This window comes from Gordonia amarae NBRC 15530 (genome assembly GCF_000241345.1).
Lineage (GTDB): Bacteria > Actinomycetota > Actinomycetes > Mycobacteriales > Mycobacteriaceae > Gordonia > Gordonia amarae.
Genome location: NZ_BAED01000033.1, coordinates 83,185 through 100,627, shown reverse-complemented (window position 1 = coordinate 100,627; position 17,443 = coordinate 83,185). Strand labels below are relative to the sequence as shown.

Genomic DNA, 17,443 nt, shown 5'->3' with positions numbered 1-17,443 from the left:
GCAGCGGCTAGCGCTCCCGTGAGCGGATACGCACACCGCCGAGCGGAACCGTCACGGCGCCACCGGGATCGGTGAAGAAGTCGTTGCCCTTGTCGTCGACGACGATGAACGCGGGGAAGTTTTCCACCTCGATCTTCCACACCGCCTCCATGCCGAGTTCGGGGTACTCGATGACCTCCTGGCTCTTGATGCAGTCCAGCGCCAGCCGGGCTGCGGGCCCGCCGATCGAGCCCAGGTAGAAGCCGCCGTGACCGTTGCATGCGTCGGTGACCTGCTTGGAGCGATTTCCCTTGGCCAGCATCACCATTGAGCCGCCCGCGGCCTGGAACTGCTCGACATAGCTGTCCATACGGCCGGCGGTGGTGGGGCCGAACGAACCCGATGCCATGCCCTCGGGGGTCTTGGCCGGACCCGCGTAGTAGACGGGATGGTCGCGCAGGTAGTCGGGCATCGGCTCACCCGCGTCGAGGCGTTCCTTGATCTTGGCGTGCGCGATGTCGCGGGCCACCACCAGCGGGCCGGTCAGCGACAGCCGGGTCTTGACCGGGTACTTGGTGAGTTCGGCGAGGATCTCGGACATTGGGCGGTTCAGGTCGATCTCGACCACCGCGCCGCCCTCGATCTCCTCCGAGACGCCGGCGTCCGGCATGTACTGCGCCGGATCGGTTTCCAGCTGCTCGAGGAACACACCGTCGGCGGTGATCTTGCCCAGCGCCTGCCTGTCGGCCGAGCACGATACCGCGATCGCCACCGGCAGCGAAGCGCCGTGCCGGGGCAGACGGATGGCGCGCACGTCGTGGCAGAAGTACTTGCCGCCGAACTGCGCGCCGATCCCGAACGACTGGGTCAGCTTGAAGATCTGCTCCTCGAGCTCGGTGTCGCGGAAGCCGTGCGCCGACATCGAGCCCTCGGTGGGCAGCGTGTCCAGATAATGTGCGGAGGCGTACTTCGCTGTCTTCAAAGCGAATTCGGCCGACGTGCCACCGATAACCACAGCCAGGTGATAGGGCGGGCAGGCCGCGGTACCGAGCGAGCGGATCTTCGCGTCGAGGTAGTCGAGAAGTTTGTTGGGGCTCAGGATGGCCTTGGTCTCCTGGAACAGGAACGACTTGTTGGCCGAGCCGCCGCCCTTGGCCATGAACAAGAACTTGTACTCCGGGCCCTTGGGCCCCTGCTCGGTGGCGTAGATCTCCACCTGCGCCGGCAGATTGGTTCCGGTGTTCTTCTCCTCATACATGGTCAGCGGTGCGTTCTGCGAATACCGCAGGTTGAGCGTGGTGTACGCGTCGTACACGCCTTTCGAGATCCACTCGCCGTCATCGACGCCGGTGAGCACGCCCTCGGACTTCTTGCCCATCACGATCGCGGTGCCCGTGTCCTGGCACATCGGCAGGACGCCGCCCGCGGAGATGTTGACGTTCTTGAGCAGGTCGAGCGCGACGAAACGGTCGTTGCCCGAGGCCTCCGGGTCGTCGATGATCTTGCGCAGCTGGGCCAGGTGGGCGGGCCGCAGGTAGTGGCTGATGTCGTGGATCGCGGCCTCGGTGAGCTTCTGCAGTGCCTCAGGGGCGACCTTGAGGAACGTGCGGCCGTCGGCCTCGAACGTCGACACCCCGTCCGTCGTGATCAGACGGTACGGGGTGTCGTCGGCGCCGATCGGCAGGAGATCGGAATAACGGAACTCGGGAGCTGGGGCTGTACTCACACGGCGAATCGTATAACCGCAGGCCGCTGACCTGCGACTATGATAAGCCTTGCCTAAGTTCCCCGCGCAGTGGCCGAACCGCGAAACCTTCCGACGGCTGGTTGAGGTTCGAGCTTGCGAGCCTCGAAACTTCCCGCTGGTTCGAGGCTCGTCGCTTACGCTCCTCGCACCTCAACCGGCGGTGGAGTCAGAGGTCGATGCGGGCGTACTCGCGCAGCTTGGCGGTGCGGTGCACGGCCTCGATGCGGCGGATGGTGCCCGACTTCGAGCGCATCACCAGTGACCGGGTGGTGGCGCCGGTGGGGCGGTAGGTGACGCCGCGCAGCATGTCGCCGTTGGTGACGCCGGTCGCGCAGAAGAAGGCGTTCTCGCCGGAGACGAGGATGTCGTTGGTGAGTACCTTGTTCAGGTCGTGACCGGCGTCGAGGGCCTTCTGCCGTTCGGCGTCGTCGCGCGGCCACAGCTTGCCCTGGATCTCGCCGCCCATGCACTTCATCGCGACGGCGGTGATGATGCCCTCGGGGGTGCCGCCCACGCCCATCAGCATGTCGACGGTGGAGTAGTCGCCGGCCGCGGCGATGGCGCCGGCCACGTCGCCGTCGGAGATGAGGCGGATCTTGGCGCCGGCGGCGCGGATCTCGCCGATCAGGTCGGCGTGCCGCGGACGGTCGAGCACCACCACGGTCAGGTCGCCCACCTCGATGCCCTTGGCGTTCGCGACCGACTTGATGTTCCACTCCACCGACGCGTCGATGTCGATGGCGCCCTTGGCCTCCGGGCCCACCGCGATCTTGTTCATGTAGAACACCGCCGACGGGTCGTACATGGTGCCGCGCTCGCTGACCGCGATCACGGCGATCGAGTTGGGGCGGCCCTCGGCCATCAGGGTGGTGCCGTCGATCGGGTCGACCGCCACATCGCAGTCGGGGCCGTCGCCGTTGCCCACCTCTTCGCCGTTGTAGAGCATCGGGGCCTCGTCCTTCTCGCCCTCGCCGATCACGACGACGCCGCGCATCGACACCGTCGAGAGCAGCTCACGCATCGCGTCGACGGCCGCGCCGTCACCGCCGTTCTTGTCGCCGCGGCCGACCCAGCGGCCGGCGGCCAGCGCCGCGGCCTCGGTGACCCGGACGAGTTCCATGGCCAGGTTGCGGTCGGGAGCCTGATGCGTTGAATCGGACATGGGAGTCGGCCTCCTAGGGCGTGCGGGGGAACCTGCTGGCACCGTGTGGTTCTCCCATCCTCGCACGTCACACGTGCCCGACGACACCGCGGGTAGGTCGCCGCGCCACGCCCGTGCGCGGCTCCCGGAGCGGTCGCGTATAGATTCTCCACCGTAGGTCACCGCACACAATCGGTCACCGTTCGTCGTCACCATCACAGACTTCTTACGAAGGAGAGCCCATGGCCTCGGTCACATTCGACGGCGCCACCTGCCTGTTCCGGGGTTCGGACGCGCCCGCGGTCGACGCGCTGGACCTGGAGATCGCCGACGGCGAGTTCCTGGTGCTCGTCGGTCCGTCGGGATGTGGCAAGTCGACGTCCCTGCGGATGCTGGCCGGGCTGGAGGACGTGTCGAGCGGGCGCATCCTCATCGGTGACAACGATGTGACGGGCCTGGATCCCAAGGACCGCGATATCGCGATGGTGTTCCAGAACTACGCGCTGTACCCGCACATGTCGGTCGCCGAGAACATGGGCTTCCCGCTGAAGATGGCCGGCGTGCCCAAGCCCGATATCCAGAAGAAGGTCGCCTCGGTCGCCGAGATGCTCGATCTGACGCCGTATCTGAACCGCAAGCCCAAGGCGCTCTCGGGCGGTCAGCGGCAGCGCGTGGCGATGGGCCGCTCGATCGTGCGGGAGCCGCAGGTGTTCTGCATGGACGAGCCGCTGTCGAACCTCGACGCCAAGCTCCGCGTCCAGACCCGCACCCAGATCGCGCAGCTGCAGCGGCGCCTGGAGGTCACCACCGTGTACGTCACCCACGATCAGGTGGAGGCGATGACGATGGGGGATCGGGTGGCGGTGCTCGACAAGGGCGTGCTGCAGCAGTGCGCCACGCCGCGCGACCTGTACGCCAAGCCCGACAACCTGTTCGTCGCCGGATTCATCGGCTCGCCGGCGATGAATCTGTTCACCGTGCCGGTGGGTCTGAGTGGCATCGAACTCGGCGGGATCTCCATCCCGCCGCCGTCGTCGGCCAACCTCGACGCCGACGAGGTGGTGGTGGGTATCCGGCCCGAGGACCTGGCCATCGTCGACGGGCGGTCGGTGCCGCAGTCGCTGCCGGTGGACGTCGACGTCGTGGAGGAACTAGGCTCCGACGCGTTCCTGTACGGAAGTACCGAACTGTTCGGTGCGCAGGCATCGCTGGTGGCGCGGGCCGATTGGCGTTATCCGCCACACAAGGGCGACCGCTTGAACCTCGCCGTCGACGTGTCCCGGGTGCATCTGTTCTCGACGATCACGGGTAAGCGGTTGTAAGCCACGTCACCTTGCGGATGTGATACTTTGCCTGAGCTTGGTGTGACCCGCGACCCACGTGTCATGTCGTGTGTGCGGCGAAAATTCTCGACCAGACCTGTGAACAGGAGAACTATGGGTACCAGGACCCGGTTTGGCCGCGGCGGTATGTTCGCCGTTGCGCTTTCGGTGGCATCAGCACTTGTGCTCTCGGCCTGCTCCGACGACGGCGACAGCGCCGACGATTCGGCCGGCAAGAACCTCGACGGCCGCGGCGCCATCTCGTTCGCCATGGGCAAGAACGACCTCGACCTCATCCGGCCGGTCGTCGCCTCGTGGAACAAGGCCCACGCCGACGAGCAGGTCAAGCTCGTCGAGCTCCCTGGTGAGGCCGACGACCAGCGCTCACGCCTCGTCCAGTCCCTACAGGCCAAGAACAGCGAGTTCGACGTGATGGCGCTCGACGTCACCTGGACCGCGGAGTTCGCCGCCAACGGCTGGCTGGAACCGCTCACCGGCGACCTGGCCATCGACACCGCCGGGCTGCTGCCGGCGACCGTCGAGAGTGCCACCTACCGCGATGTCCTCTACGCGGGCCCGCAGAACACCAACGCGCAGCTCCTCTACTACCGCAAGGACATCGTGGGCAACAAGGCCCCGGAGAACTGGGCGGCGCTCACCGAGAGCTGCGCCAAGGCCAAGGCCAAGAAGGTCGATTGCCTGGTCACCCAGCTCAAGCAGTACGAGGGTCTGACCGTCAACGCCAGCCAGTTCATCCATTCGTGGGGTGGCCAGGTCGTGGGCTCCGACGGCAAGACCCCCGAGGTCAACTCCACCAAGGCGAAGGAGGGTCTGTCGGCTCTCGTCGACGCCTACAAGAAGGGCCTGATCCCCAAGAAGGCCACCGGTTTCACCGAGGAGGAGACCAACCTGTCCTTCGTCGGCGGTGAGTCGGCCTACGCCTACAACTGGCCGTACATGTACACCAACGCCGGCGATGCCGAGTCGAAAGTGAAGGGCAAGTTCGGTGTCGCGGCCATCGTCGGACCCGACGGTGCCGGCGCCTCGACGCTCGGCGGTTACAACGACGGGATCAACGTCTACTCCAAGCACAAGGCCACCGCGCTGGACTTCATCAAGTACATCCAGAGCGCGGAGAACCAGAAGTCGTTCGCCAAGGCCTCGTTCCCGCCGGTGCTGGCCTCGATCTACGACGACAAGGGGCTGGTCAAGGAGTTCCCGTACCTCCCGGCGCTCAAGGACGCACTGGAGAATGCCAAGCCGCGCCCGGTCACCCCGTACTACAACGGTGTGAGCAAGGCGATCCAGGACAACACCTACGCCGCGCTGAACGGATCCAAGACCGTCGATCAGGCCGCCGCCGACATCGACGCGGCGATCAAGGTCGCGACCAAGTGATTTCGCGGGTCCGGCCCCGTCGCGTCCGGTCTGACCGGACGTGATGGGGCCGCTCACCAAACGCACTCAGGGCCGGGATCTCCGGGCGTTCTGGCTGCTGGCACCCACCATGGCGGTGCTGGCGGTGGTCATCGCCTACCCGGTCCTGCGTGCCGTTTACCTGTCGTTTCAGGACGACGCCGGCCTGAACGAGGAGACCGGCCGCTTCGAGTCCGGTGGCTTCGCCGGATTCCAGCACTACCTCATGTGGCTGACCGGCGACTGCGGGACCGGTGCCGGCAGTTGCCCCGACGGCAATCTCGGCAGTGACTTCTGGCAGGCGGTGGGGATCACCTTCTTCTTCGCCGTCGTCACCGTCGCCATCGAGGTGGTGCTCGGGTTGTGGATGGCCACGGTGATGAACCGCACCTTCGTGGGTCGTTCGCTGCTGCGGGCCAGCGTGCTCATCCCCTGGGCGATCCCGACCGCGGTCACCGCCAAGCTCTGGTTCTTCATCTTCGCCGAGAACGGCATCGCCAATAAGATGTTCGGCACCGACATCGCCTGGACCACCGACCCGTGGACGTCGCGGTTCGCGGTGATCATCGCGGACGTGTGGAAGACCACGCCGTTCATGGCGCTGCTGATTCTGGCCGGGCTGCAACTGATCCCGTCCGACGTATACGAAGCGGCCCGCGTCGACGGTGCGTCGAAGTGGAAACAGTTCGTGCACATCACCCTGCCGCTGGTGAAGCCGGCGCTCATGGTGGCGGTGCTGTTCCGGACTCTTGATGTGCTGCGCATGTACGATCTGCCGGCGATCCTAACCAGTACCAGCGGTGCGAGCCCGACTGCCACCGTGTCGATCCTGGTGGTCGATGAGATGCGCAGCGGCAATTTCAACAGTGCCTCGGCATTGTCGACGATGGTCTTCCTGATGATCTTCGCGGTCGCGTTCATCATGGTGAAGTTCTTGGGCGCCAACGTGGTTCGCACGCAGGAAGAGCAGCGAAAGGGAGTCCGGTGACGACCGCAACGCCGGTACGCATGGCGTCGAGCGTGCAGACACGTAACCGGCGCAAGATCTTTCAGGCAATCCGCACCTACGGCGGCGTGCTGCTGATCCTGGTGTGGGGGCTGGCGCCGTTCTACTGGATGGTCATCACCGCCTTCCGGGACGTCAAACACACCTTCGACACCACATGGTGGCCCACCCATGTCACCTTCCAGAATTTCCGGGACGCCCTGTCGACGGAGAAGAGCAACGACTTCCTCGCCGCCATCGTCAACAGCCTGCTGATCGGTGCCGTCACCACCGCGGTGGCATTGATCCTGGGCATCTTCGCCTCGTACGCGCTGGCCCGTGTCGCGTTCCGCGGCAAGTACATCGTCAGCGGCATCATCCTGGCGGCGTCGATGTTTCCGGGCGTGGCCCTGATCACGCCGATGTTCCAGCTGTTCGGTGACCTGAACTGGATCGGTAGCTATCAGGCGCTGATCATCCCGAACATCTCGTTCGTGCTGCCGCTGACGGTATACACACTCACCTCGTTCATGAACGACATGCCGTGGGAACTGGAAGAGGCCGCCCGAATCGACGGCGCGACCCGGACTCAGGCCTTCCGGCTGATCGTGCTGCCGTTGGCCGCGCCGGCCCTGTTCACCACGGCCATCCTCGCGTTCATCGCCACCTGGAACGAGTTCATGCTCTCCAGTCAGCTGTCGACGCAGGATACCGAACCGGTGACCGTGGCCATCGCCCGATTTTCGGGAGAGAACTCGTTCACCCAGCCATACACCACGATCATGGCCGCGGGCGCGATCGTGACGGTCCCGCTGGTGATCATGGTGCTGCTGTTCCAGCGGCGCATCGTCTCGGGTCTGACCGCGGGCGGCGTGAAGTCGTGATTTCGGTGTGAGCTACAGGCCGGTTTATGTTGGTCGTCATGGCCACCGGTAAACCACGGATCCTGCAGGACGGGCGGGACATGATCTGGACCGTCCTCGCGCTGCTCGGGGTGTGCATCTTCGTGCTGTTCGCGTCGGGTAACTGGACGTTCGGCCTCAAGGCCGGCAACGGTGACGACAAGGTGCCCGCATTCGACGTGTCGGCCGCGCTCGTCGCCGACGCCCGGTCGATGCCGTTCCCGATCCGCCGTCCGGCAACCCCCGACGGCTGGAAGCCCAATTCGGGATCGACGCAGATGGTCGGTGGCAGCGTGGCGAGCAACGTCGGCTGGGTCAGCAAAAAGGGCTCGTACGTCCAGCTGACGCAGACCAGTGCCCCCGAGGACGAGCTGGTCGCCTTCCTCGGCGGTTTCGACGCGATGGGCGCGGGCAAGCGCGACGCGGGCGGCCACTCATGGGTGGTCTACGACGGTGAGGACAAGAACAAGTTCTGGATCACCGACCTCGGTGACGTCCGCATCGGCGTCCGCTCGAAGGGTCTCGACGCCGACATCGAAAAAATCGCGGTGGGCGTCGTAACGCAGGAGCCGCTGCCCAAGCCGGCCGGCTAGTTGGTGGGCGGGATTGGGTAACGCAGGAGCCGCTGCCCAAGCCGGCCGGCTAGTTGGTGGGCGGGATTGGGTAACGCAGGAGCCGCTGCCCGAGCCCGCCGGCTAGTCCTCGGTATTGAGGGCCTTTTCGATGCGGTCGCGGGCACCGGCGAGGTGTTCTTCGCAGCGGGCCGCCAGTGCTTCGCCCCGTTCCCACAGGGCCAGTGAGGCATCGAGGTCGAGTCCGCCGCGTTCGAGCAGCGTGACCACCTCGACCAGTTCGTCGCGGGCCGCTTCGTAGCCGAGTTCGGCCACCGGCTGTCGTTCGTCCTTGGTCACTGCTCTTCCTTAGCTTCAACGGCGGCTGTGTCGATGACTGCCGGGGCGGAGCCGTCGGCGACCCGGATCCGGATTCTCGCGCCCGCGGGCAGGTCGTCCACCGAAGACACCGCGTGCGGGTCGTCGATGTCGAGTCGCTGCACCACCGCGTAGCCGCGGGCCAGGGTCTGTGCGGGGCCGAGCGTACTCAGCCGGGCCGACAGGTGTTCGATGCGGCGCTGTTCACCGTCGACGGCCCGGGTGATGTCGCGGCGCAGCGCCGACCGCATGCGGGTGATGTCGTCGGCGCGGGCATCGATCATGGTGAGCGGTCTGGCGAGCACCGGCCGGGCGCGGAGCCCGGCCAGGCCGCGTTCCTCGCGGTGCACCCAGTTGCGCAGGGCGTGGGCGCTGCGGCGGCGCAGTTCGGCGATCGCGGTGAGTTCGGCGGACACGTCGGGCACCGCGCGTTTGGCGGCGTCGGTGGGGGTGGCGGCGCGCACGTCGGCCACATGGTCGAGCAGCGGGCTGTCGGGTTCGTGGCCGATGGCGCTGATCACCGGGGTGCGGCACGCGGACACCGCCCGCAGCAGGGTTTCGTCGGAGAAGGGGAGCAGGTCTTCGACGCTGCCGCCGCCGCGGGCGATGATGATCACCTCGACGTGTTCGGCGGCGTCGAGTTCGGCGAGCAGCGGCAGGATGCTCGGCACCGCCGCCGGACCCTGCACGGTGGCGTCGCGGATCTCAAACCGCACCGACGACCAGCGGGCGGTGGCCACGGCCACCACGTCGCGCTGGGCGGCGGAGGCCCGGCCGGAGATGAGACCGACGGCCTTGGGCAGGAACGGCAGCGGCCGCTTGAGCCGCGGGTCGAACAGACCCTCGGCGGACAGTAGTTGCCGCAGCCGCTCGATGCGGGCGAGGAGTTCACCGATGCCGACGGGCCGGATGTCGCTGACCCGGAGCGACAGCGTGGCCCGCCCGGTGTAGAAGGTGGGACGTCCCAGCATCACCACCCGGCTGCCCTCGCTGAGCGGGACAGGGGAGCGGTCGAGCAGGTCGGGACTGCACGTGACCTGCACCGACATGTCGGCCGCGGGGTCGCGCAGGGTGATGAACGCGACGCGGCTGCGCGGGCGCCGGCTGATCTGGGTGATCTGTCCCTCCACCCAGATCTGGCCGAGTCTGTGCACCCAGTCGGCGATCTTGGTGTTGACGGTGCGTACCGGCCACGGATCGTCGGGGGTGTTGGCCGCGCGTTCGGTGCCGCCGCCCGCGGAGGTGTAGACCCCGCCGGTCACGTGGTCGAGTGCCGCTTCTGCTGCGCCGTGATCCGGTTCTCGATCATCGTGACGAACGGTGCCCGACCCTTGGTGGCCCGCTCGTACTCCAGCAGGGTGGCCAGGTCGTCGGCGTCGACGGACCGCAGTTTGGCGCGGAGCTGGGCCAGCGTCAGGCGGTTGTATTCGATGTACTCGACGATCTCGGGCACCGGTCCGTCGGAGGCTTCGGAGGCCGCCCCGTTCGTGGTGGCCTGGACGACGGCGTCGGGGGCCGAGCTGTACAGCGCGAACCGTCCGCCGGCAGCGCGTGCCGCAGGCGCGTCGTCGTCGGCGGGCTCGGATTCGGGTTCGGGGTCGCTGACCTGCGTCGCAGCGGCGGCAGCGGGTTCGCCGCCCGGCGGCTCCGGCTGGTCGTCGAGGGCATCGGCACCCGGCTGTTCGGCGGGGACGAGGGACAGCTCGGGATCGTCATCCTCGTCGAAGCGTGCCCAGGACGGTTCCTCGCTGGGCCGGTCAAACATCAGCTCGAGGGCGAGATCGCCCTTGATGGCCAGACCGGCCACTCCCTGCTGCAGACGCATGCCGAACTGGAGGGCCTCGCTGAGAGCGGTCATCGGCAGCGTGACGACCAGGGTGGGCAGCTTCTGCGTCTCCTCCAGGGCGGTGACGATCAGACCTGCGGCGATGCGGACGGAATAGGGTGCGCGGACCATGTCACAACTCTGCCATTCCTGCCGGAGGCAATCCAACACGTACCCTTGATGGCGTGGCTGATTCCAAACGTGTCCTGCTGGCCGAACCGCGAGGGTACTGCGCGGGTGTCGACCGTGCGGTGGAGACGGTGGAACGTGCCCTCGACAAATACGGCGCCCCCGTCTACGTGCGCAAGGAGATCGTGCATAACCGGCATGTCGTCGAAACGCTGACCGAGCGTGGCGCCGTGTTCGTCGGCGAGACCGATGATGTGCCCGAGGGCGCGATCGTCGTGTTCTCGGCGCACGGTGTGTCGCCGGAGGTCCACAAGACGGCCGCCGAACGCAACCTCAAGACCATCGACGCCACCTGTCCGCTGGTCACCAAGGTGCATCAGGAGGCCAAACGCTTCGCCCGCGACGACTACGACATCCTGCTCATCGGCCACGAGGGCCACGAGGAGGTGGAAGGCACCGCCGGTGAGGCGCCCGAGCATATCCAGCTCGTCGACGGCCCGTCCAGCGTCGAGAATGTGTCGGTACGCGACGAGTCGAAGGTGATCTGGCTGTCGCAGACCACCCTGTCGGTGGACGAGACGATGGCGACGGTCGACCGGCTGCGTGAGCGTTTCCCCCTGCTGGCCGACCCGCCGAGCGACGACATCTGCTACGCCACCCAGAACCGTCAGGTGGCGGTGAAGGCGATGGCCCCGCAGTGCGAGCTCGTGATCGTGGTGGGCTCCAAGAACTCGTCCAACTCGGTGCGCCTCGTCGAGGTGGCGCTGCAGAACGGCGCCGGCGCCGCCTACCTCGTGGATTACGCCCGCGAGATCGACCCGGCCTGGCTCGACGGTGTCACCACCGTCGGTGTCACCTCTGGCGCGTCGGTCCCGGAGGTCCTGGTGCGCGGCGTCGTCGAGCTGCTCGCCGAGCACGGCTTCGGCGACGTCTCGACCGTCAACACTGCCGAGGAGACCCTCACCTTCGCCCTGCCGCGTGAGCTCCGTCCGGCCCGCACCGCCCGTAAGTAACTTTCGGCGCGGATAGTTCGGCGCACCAACAGTTTTCGTCACAAGTGCCGATGCCCACCGGGGTGACCCGGTGGGCATCGGCATGTGAGGCTGAGCTCAGGACTTCTCGGACGGTTCTGCGGTTTCCAGATCCACGTGCTTGGTCTCCGGCCCCCAGGTGGCGCCGAACAGGATCAGCAGTGCGCCGATGACCAGCAGGACGGCGCCGGTGTCGTTGAACGGCATGATGTGCTCGAGGCCGGCCTGATAGAAGGCGTAGAACGACGGGATGATCACGGCCAGGCTGTAGGCGAGCCCGTATCCGGATGCGCGGACGCTGGTGGGGAAGCGCTCGTTGATGTAGGCGGGGAGCACGGCCCACGGGGCGATGACCACGATCACGAGGGCGATGCTCACGATGATGGAGATGGCGAGGTTGTCGGTCCGCACCACGATCAGGAACAGCAGGGTGCCCGCGATGGCCATGATGATCGCCGATCCGATGAGGAACCGGCGCCGGCCGATCCGCTGGCTGAAGACCGCCGCCGCGATCTCGACACACGCCAGGGACAGATAGGCGACCACCAGGATCACCGTCACGGTCCGGCTCGACATGCCGACGCCGTCCTTGCCGAGCAGCAGAGGCAGCGATGCGGCGACCGGTTGCAGCGACAACCAGAATCCGTTCATCAGGACGAACACCTGGATGAGGCGAATCATGTTGTCGCGCTCCATGAGTTCACGCAGGGGTGAACGCTTGGCCGTGCCGCTGTCCTGAACGGCGGTCTCGAACACCTCGGACTCTTCCACCGACTTGTAGAAGTAGACGACCGACCCGAACGACAGGAGGGCGCCGATGATGAACGGGACACGCCAGCCCCACTGCGCGTAGGTGGAGTCCGGTCCGTCCGACGACATTCCCAGCAGCAGGAACAGGGTGATGATGGAGACGGTCGCGTAGGCGAGCGGGAAGCCGGTGTTGATGATGCCGCTGTAGAGGCCGCGCTTGTGGGGCGGTGCCGCCTCCATCGCCAGCGGGTTGGCACCGGTGTACTCACCTCCGAGGAAGACGCCGGCCAGCAGGCGGAGCAGGACGAACAGGACCACGCTGGCCATGCCGAGTTGCTGGTAGCCGGGCAGGCAGGCGATGAGCAAGGTGACCGCACCGGCACCGGTCATGGCCAGCATCGTGGTGCGCTTGCGGCCCATCGTGTCGGCGATCCAGCCGAAGATCGCCGCGCCGATCGGGCGGCCGATCAGTGTCGCCGCGAACATCGCGCCGCTGACGATGGCGACGGTGCTGGTGCCCATATCGTCGGAGACGAAGTAGTCCATCGCGGGCGCCAGCACCACGATCGGCAGGTAGATGTCGAACAGGTCGACGAAGAAGCCGAGCCAGGCGCCGAGGAGTGCTCGGCGTGCCCGTTTCGGGTCGTACGCCGGCGCCGCGTCCGTGGCTGCCGGGACGTCCGCCGGAGTGGGTGTGGGCGTAGGAGTGGAGCCGGCGAGGTCGCCGGGCTCTCCGTCCGGACTCGCCGGGAGGCCGGTCCGAGGTCTGGTTGTCGTCATCTGCGGTGCCTTCTGTCGGGAAGAGGCATCCAGCACGTGTGCGGGTGGTTCCGGGTCAGGTCCGGTGGTCTTTCGGACCAGAGGATCAGATACCGACGTCGATTTTTCTTTTGTGGCCCGACGTTGCCCCGGATGGGGGAGGGGGAGATGTCGGGTGCGGGGGCCTGAGCGACGGTGCTTCAGGTGATCGACGGACGTGCGCGGATGCGATGGCACTTCCTATGGTGTGACGGCAAACACATAAAGTCAAGACACTGACGTCGCTTTTTTCTTCTTGGGACTTCAGTCCCGGTCGGAGAGGGTGTCCGTCCCGGGTGCGGTTCCGGCGAAAAACGTCTGGTGCCACGCCCGGGCCACGATCCGGGCGGCGCTGTCGACGTCGACCTCGGTCTTGTGACGCCGCTCCTGCGCGTACCAGACGTATGCCGACTGCTCGACCATGCAGGCCATCGCCTCGGTGGCCACGCGTGCGTCGGCTCCGTCGACCTCGGTGATGCCGTGCACGGCCGCGAGGGCTTTGACGAACCTGTCGATGTGGCGGACCCGCATGTCCCACCAGATGTCCTGGAATCGCTCCTCGACGTGCGCCGCCTGGATGAAGGCGCGCATGACATCCCGGTTCTCCTGATAGAGCGTGAGATATCCGCGGTTGGACTCCAGGAGTGTCCGGTAGGGGTTGGTGGCGAAATCCTGACGGTGGGACGCGCTGGCCTCGTACAGCTTCTCGTGGAGATCGGAGATCACCTGGGCGAACAGGTCTTCTTTGTTCTTGAAGTAGCGGTACAGGCCGCCCATGGAGATGTCAGCCTCGGTGGCGACGTCGCTCATCCGCGCATCCACATAGCCCACCCGGGCGAATACCGCCCGGCCTGAATTGACCAGGTGCTCGCGGGTGCGGCGACCCTTGTCCGTCGTGGGCTTTGCTGACACGCGTCGTTCCTTCGTTCCGGAGACCGGTGGTCTCTGTGCTTCCTAACGGATCGTCGCACGAGCACCGGGAAAAGTCGGTGATCGAAACCAAAACAAAAAAGCGACGTCACTCTCTTGACTTGTCGAATGAAGTGGATCACACTCAAATGCATGAGCCAGGTAACAGCCGCCGACACCGGCATCTATCGCGCCGTCGATCCGGCCACCGCGGAGCAGTACCGCAGCCAGGGTTGGTGGACCGGCGAGCAACTGATCGATCGTTTCCAGCGATTCGTCGCCGAGGACCCGGACCGGGTCTCGGTCGTCGATGACGCCGGAGCCTCGCTGACCCGGCGCCGGCTGTGGGATCAGGGCGCCGAGCTGTCCACCGAACTCCGGGCCGGTGGCATCGGCCGCGGGGACGTCGTGCTGATCTATCTGCCCAACACCGTTGCCTGGCAGATCGCCTTCGTCGCCACGCTGCAGCTCGGTGCCATCCCGGCCACGTTGCCCGTGTCCTCCGACGAGGCGACGGTCGAGCATGTGGTCAACCTGATCGGGGCACGAATGATCGTGGCTCCCAAGGAGTTTCATGGTCGCTCGATGGCGGACCGGGCGCATCGCGTGATGGTGGCGACCGGCCGTGTGGCCACCGTGCTCACCTTCGACGCCGACGGCACCCACGAGTTGTCCGAGATTGCCGGGGAACCCTTCGCGCCGATCATGCCACCGGCTGTCGACCACCTGATGTTCACCTCGAGCACAACGGGCATGCCCAAAGCTGTCATGCACACCTCGGACACCCTCGGCGCGGTCAACATCGCGTTCGCCCAGCGCTTCGGGATCGACGAGAACACCCCCATCTTCATGCCGTCGCCGCTGGGTCACAGCGTGGGCGCGTGGCACGGTGGCCGGTTCTCGCTGTTCACCGGTGCCCCGCTCATCCTGCAGGGCGACTGGGATCCCGTTCGGGCGCTGGAGATCTGCGACGAACATCGCTGCGCTTTCATCGCCGCGGCCACACCTTTCCTCAAGGACATCGTCGACGCGCCCTGGCCGGAGGGAAAACCCAAGCTGTCGACCGTCCGCACCTTCCTGTGCGGCGGCGCACCGGTCCCGCCGAGCCTGCTGGAGGCGGCGGAAGTGCAGGCGCCCAACACCTTCGCGACGGTCCTGTGGGGCATGACCGAGGGCACCGGCACCACATGCGTTCCCGAGAGCAGCCGGGATCAGTTGGTGGGAACCGCAGGAATGCCGGTGCCCAACCTGGAATTGGCCATCAACGACCCCGACGACTCGGGGCAGGGCGAACTGATCATGCGCGGTGCGGGGGTCTTCGTCGGCTACTTCGGCCAGGACGACCTGTACCGGCAGCACCTCACCGGCGAAGGCTGGTTCCGCACCGGCGATCTCGCGCGCATCGGCGACGACGGCTACCTGCGCCTCACCGGCCGGCTCAAGGACATGATCATCCGTGGCGGGGTCAATATCTCGCCCGTGCCCATCGAGGACATGATCGCGGCTTATCCCAATGTCCGGCGTGTCGCGGTGGTCGGCCGGCCCGACGAGCGGCTCGGCGAACGGATCTGCGCGGTGGTGGTCCCGGCCGAAACCCCGTTCACCCTCGAAGAACTCAACGCCTGGCTGCGCGATCAGGGGCTGTCCGATCGCAAACTGCCCGAATCCCTGGTCGTCGTGGAGCAGATGCCGGTGACCGCCGCGGGCAAGATCCGCAAGAACGACCTCCGCCGCAACCTCGAGGAGCAGCAATGAGCACAGCCACGATCGGTGACATCGACGTCAGCTACACCGAGGCCGGTCCGCAGGATGCGGTGCCGGTGGTGCTGATCCACGGCCTGGCCGAAGACGGTTCGAGCTGGGCCGGCACTCAGCAGGCACTGGCCGACCTGCACACCTTCGCCTACGACCTGCGCGGCCACGGCCGTTCGTCGGTGGGCGAGGGCGACGGCACGCTCACCCAACTCGGCAACGATCTGATCGCCTTCCTGGAGAAGATGACCGGGCCGGCCGTCGTGGTCGGCTTCTCGCTCGGCGGCACGATCGCGCTGTGGGCGGCCGCGCAACGGCCCGACCTCGTCACCGGCGCCGTGGTCCTGGGCACCTCATCGGTCGTCGGACGGTCGGCGACGGGTTTCTACGCGGGACGGATCGAGTTGGCGGGCGACACCTCGTCGCAGGAGTTCCGCGATGCGATCCGGGACGACACCGCGGCCGCGCTGGTCGACGGAGATCGCCTCGACGAGATCACCGCGAACCGCCTGACGGCCATCGGCGACGGTCGCGGATACGTCAACGCCGCCCGCGCGATGGCCGCGCTCAACGCCGATCCGCTCACCCCGAGCCTGACGAACATCACCGTCCACGTCACCGTCGTCGGCGCCGCCGACGACACGTTCTGCCCATACAAGGCGGCGCAGATCGTGCTCGGCGCGCTGCCCGATGCCGACTACATCGAGATCCCTCGCGCCGGTCACCTGATGAACGTCGACAACCCCGACGCCGTCACCGACGCCCTGCGTCGCAGCATCACCGCTCTCCGTAGCACCACCACCGGAAGGAAAGAGTCATGAATCGTTGGGGACTGTCCATGGGTGTGAGCCCACGGGAACCGCTGACCAATGTCACCGAACTGGCCCGCACCGCCGAGCGCAGCGGCTTCGAGGCGATGTGGTTCATCGACTTCCAGCTCGGGATGAAGGATGTTTACGCGGCCATGAACATCGCCGCCCTCGCCACCGAGAACATGCACATCGGCTCGGCCGTCACCAATCTGCTCACCCGTCACCCCACGGTCACCGCGAATGCGACCGCGGCACTGGACGAGCTGAGCAACGGGCACGCGATGCTCGGTCTCGGAGCCGGCTGGTCGGCCGTCTACGGCGCGGGATACACGCCGTCGAAGCTCGGTGACCTGTCCGCCGGCATCGACGAGTTCCGGCAACTGTTCACCGGCGAGGAACAGGAGCTGTACGGCACCAAGGTCCGGCTCGCCACCGCGCAACGCCAGATCCCGATCTACATGGCGGTGTCCCAGCCCGGACTGCTGCGGCTGTGCGGGCAGAAATGCGACGGCGCCGTGCTGATGGGCGCGGCCGACCCGGAGTTCGTGAACTGGCAGTTGGAGTTCATCTACGAAGGCCTGGAAAAGGCCGGACGCGACCGCAAGGATCTCACCATCGATCTCGTCGTCACGATGAGCGCCGACGACGACGAGGAGAAGGCCCTGTCCGATGTGCGTGCCTGGGCCACCAGCCAGGCCGCGACATTCGACGTGTGGAAGCGGATGCCCCCGGCGTGGGAGCGGTTCCGGCCCGAGTTCGCCGCCGCCAACTCCTCGTACCACCTCGTCGATCACCTGTCCCGGCACGCCGGGCACAAGCAGGTCGTCAGCGACGAATTCGTGAAGTCGGTGGCGCTGGCCGGCACCGTCGACCACTGCGTGGCCCGGCTGAAGGAACTGTGCGAACTCGACATCGACCGGATCACTTTCGCCCTGCTCTCCGGCGGACGCCTGAAGAACATGGAGCAGATCGCCACCGAGATCATCCCCAAAGTCATCGCCTGAACGCCCTATCGC

The 17,443-nt window shown here is 66.6% G+C and carries 16 protein-coding genes; 9 read left to right on the top strand and 7 right to left on the bottom strand.

All coding sequences use genetic code 11. The features are described 5' to 3' along the window. Positions 1-7: 7 nt before the first annotated feature. Positions 8-1,705: a fumarate hydratase gene (locus tag GOAMR_RS09050; protein ID WP_005185968.1), complete on the bottom strand. Its 1,698-nt coding sequence runs from the start codon at positions 1,703-1,705 to the stop codon at positions 8-10. Positions 1,706-1,892: 187 nt separating this feature from the next. Then, positions 1,893-2,888, bottom strand: a complete 996-nt coding sequence (glpX, locus tag GOAMR_RS09045) for a class II fructose-bisphosphatase (RefSeq protein ID WP_005185965.1) — start codon at positions 2,886-2,888, stop codon at positions 1,893-1,895. A 221-nt stretch (positions 2,889-3,109) separates the two neighbouring features. On the opposite strand from glpX, the gene GOAMR_RS09040 reads away from it, so the two are divergent. From GOAMR_RS09040 to GOAMR_RS09020, 5 genes are all read left to right on the top strand, one after another. Further along, entirely contained in the window at positions 3,110-4,189 is a 1,080-nt protein-coding gene (locus GOAMR_RS09040; RefSeq protein ID WP_005185962.1) for an ABC transporter ATP-binding protein, read from the top strand. Positions 4,190-4,303: 114 nt separating this feature from the next. Continuing rightward, positions 4,304-5,587: an ABC transporter substrate-binding protein gene (locus tag GOAMR_RS09035; protein ID WP_005185960.1), complete on the top strand. Its 1,284-nt coding sequence runs from the start codon at positions 4,304-4,306 to the stop codon at positions 5,585-5,587. 43 nt (positions 5,588-5,630) lie between these two features. After that, positions 5,631-6,593 carry a carbohydrate ABC transporter permease gene (locus tag GOAMR_RS09030; RefSeq protein WP_005185959.1) on the top strand — a complete coding sequence of 321 codons (963 nt, stop codon included), beginning with the start codon at positions 5,631-5,633 and terminating at the stop codon, positions 6,591-6,593. Between the two features lie 20 nt (positions 6,594-6,613). Then, positions 6,614-7,474 carry a carbohydrate ABC transporter permease gene (locus tag GOAMR_RS09025; protein ID WP_040514774.1) on the top strand — a complete coding sequence of 287 codons (861 nt, stop codon included), beginning with the start codon at positions 6,614-6,616 and terminating at the stop codon, positions 7,472-7,474. 38 nt (positions 7,475-7,512) lie between these two features. Then, positions 7,513-8,085: a DUF4245 domain-containing protein gene (locus GOAMR_RS09020; protein WP_040514813.1), complete on the top strand. Its 573-nt coding sequence runs from the start codon at positions 7,513-7,515 to the stop codon at positions 8,083-8,085. Positions 8,086-8,187: 102 nt separating this feature from the next. Here the strand turns inward: GOAMR_RS09020 and GOAMR_RS09015 are convergent, their stop codons facing one another. Genes GOAMR_RS09015 through GOAMR_RS09005 form a run of 3 tightly spaced genes read right to left on the bottom strand, consistent with a single transcriptional unit; the run spans position 8,188 to position 10,378 of the window. Further along, positions 8,188-8,403 (bottom strand): exodeoxyribonuclease VII small subunit, encoded by a 216-nt coding sequence (locus tag GOAMR_RS09015; protein ID WP_005185956.1) that lies wholly within the window; start codon positions 8,401-8,403, stop codon positions 8,188-8,190. Continuing rightward, positions 8,400-9,683: an exodeoxyribonuclease VII large subunit gene (gene xseA / locus GOAMR_RS09010; protein WP_005185955.1), complete on the bottom strand. Its 1,284-nt coding sequence runs from the start codon at positions 9,681-9,683 to the stop codon at positions 8,400-8,402. Before xseA ends, GOAMR_RS09015 begins: the two co-directional genes overlap by 4 nt. After that, positions 9,680-10,378 (bottom strand): lipid droplet-associated protein, encoded by a 699-nt coding sequence (locus tag GOAMR_RS09005; protein ID WP_005185945.1) that lies wholly within the window; start codon positions 10,376-10,378, stop codon positions 9,680-9,682. Before GOAMR_RS09005 ends, xseA begins: the two co-directional genes overlap by 4 nt. A 53-nt stretch (positions 10,379-10,431) precedes the next feature. Here GOAMR_RS09005 and GOAMR_RS09000 point away from each other — a divergent pair, with 53 nt between their 5' ends. Further along, positions 10,432-11,388, top strand: coding sequence for a 4-hydroxy-3-methylbut-2-enyl diphosphate reductase (locus GOAMR_RS09000; protein WP_005185942.1), 957 nt, complete (start codon positions 10,432-10,434; stop codon positions 11,386-11,388). A gap of 96 nt (positions 11,389-11,484) precedes the next feature. On the opposite strand, the gene GOAMR_RS08995 is transcribed toward GOAMR_RS09000, so the two are convergent. After that, positions 11,485-12,936, bottom strand: coding sequence for an MFS transporter (locus tag GOAMR_RS08995; protein WP_005185940.1), 1,452 nt, complete (start codon positions 12,934-12,936; stop codon positions 11,485-11,487). A 282-nt stretch (positions 12,937-13,218) separates the two neighbouring features. Continuing rightward, entirely contained in the window at positions 13,219-13,866 is a 648-nt protein-coding gene (locus tag GOAMR_RS08990; RefSeq protein ID WP_005185933.1) for a TetR/AcrR family transcriptional regulator, read from the bottom strand. A gap of 150 nt (positions 13,867-14,016) precedes the next feature. On the opposite strand from GOAMR_RS08990, the gene GOAMR_RS23595 reads away from it, so the two are divergent. Genes GOAMR_RS23595 through GOAMR_RS23590 form a run of 3 tightly spaced genes read left to right on the top strand, consistent with a single transcriptional unit; the run spans position 14,017 to position 17,431 of the window. Continuing rightward, on the top strand, positions 14,017-15,618 hold the full coding sequence (locus GOAMR_RS23595) for an AMP-binding protein (RefSeq protein ID WP_170319134.1): 1,602 nt from the start codon (positions 14,017-14,019) through the stop codon (positions 15,616-15,618). Then, positions 15,615-16,436: an alpha/beta fold hydrolase gene (locus GOAMR_RS08980; protein ID WP_005185927.1), complete on the top strand. Its 822-nt coding sequence runs from the start codon at positions 15,615-15,617 to the stop codon at positions 16,434-16,436. Before GOAMR_RS23595 ends, GOAMR_RS08980 begins: the two co-directional genes overlap by 4 nt. Further along, positions 16,433-17,431: an LLM class flavin-dependent oxidoreductase gene (locus GOAMR_RS23590; RefSeq protein ID WP_005185924.1), complete on the top strand. Its 999-nt coding sequence runs from the start codon at positions 16,433-16,435 to the stop codon at positions 17,429-17,431. The genes GOAMR_RS08980 and GOAMR_RS23590 overlap by 4 nt, the downstream gene beginning before the upstream one ends. Positions 17,432-17,443 lie beyond the last annotated feature (12 nt).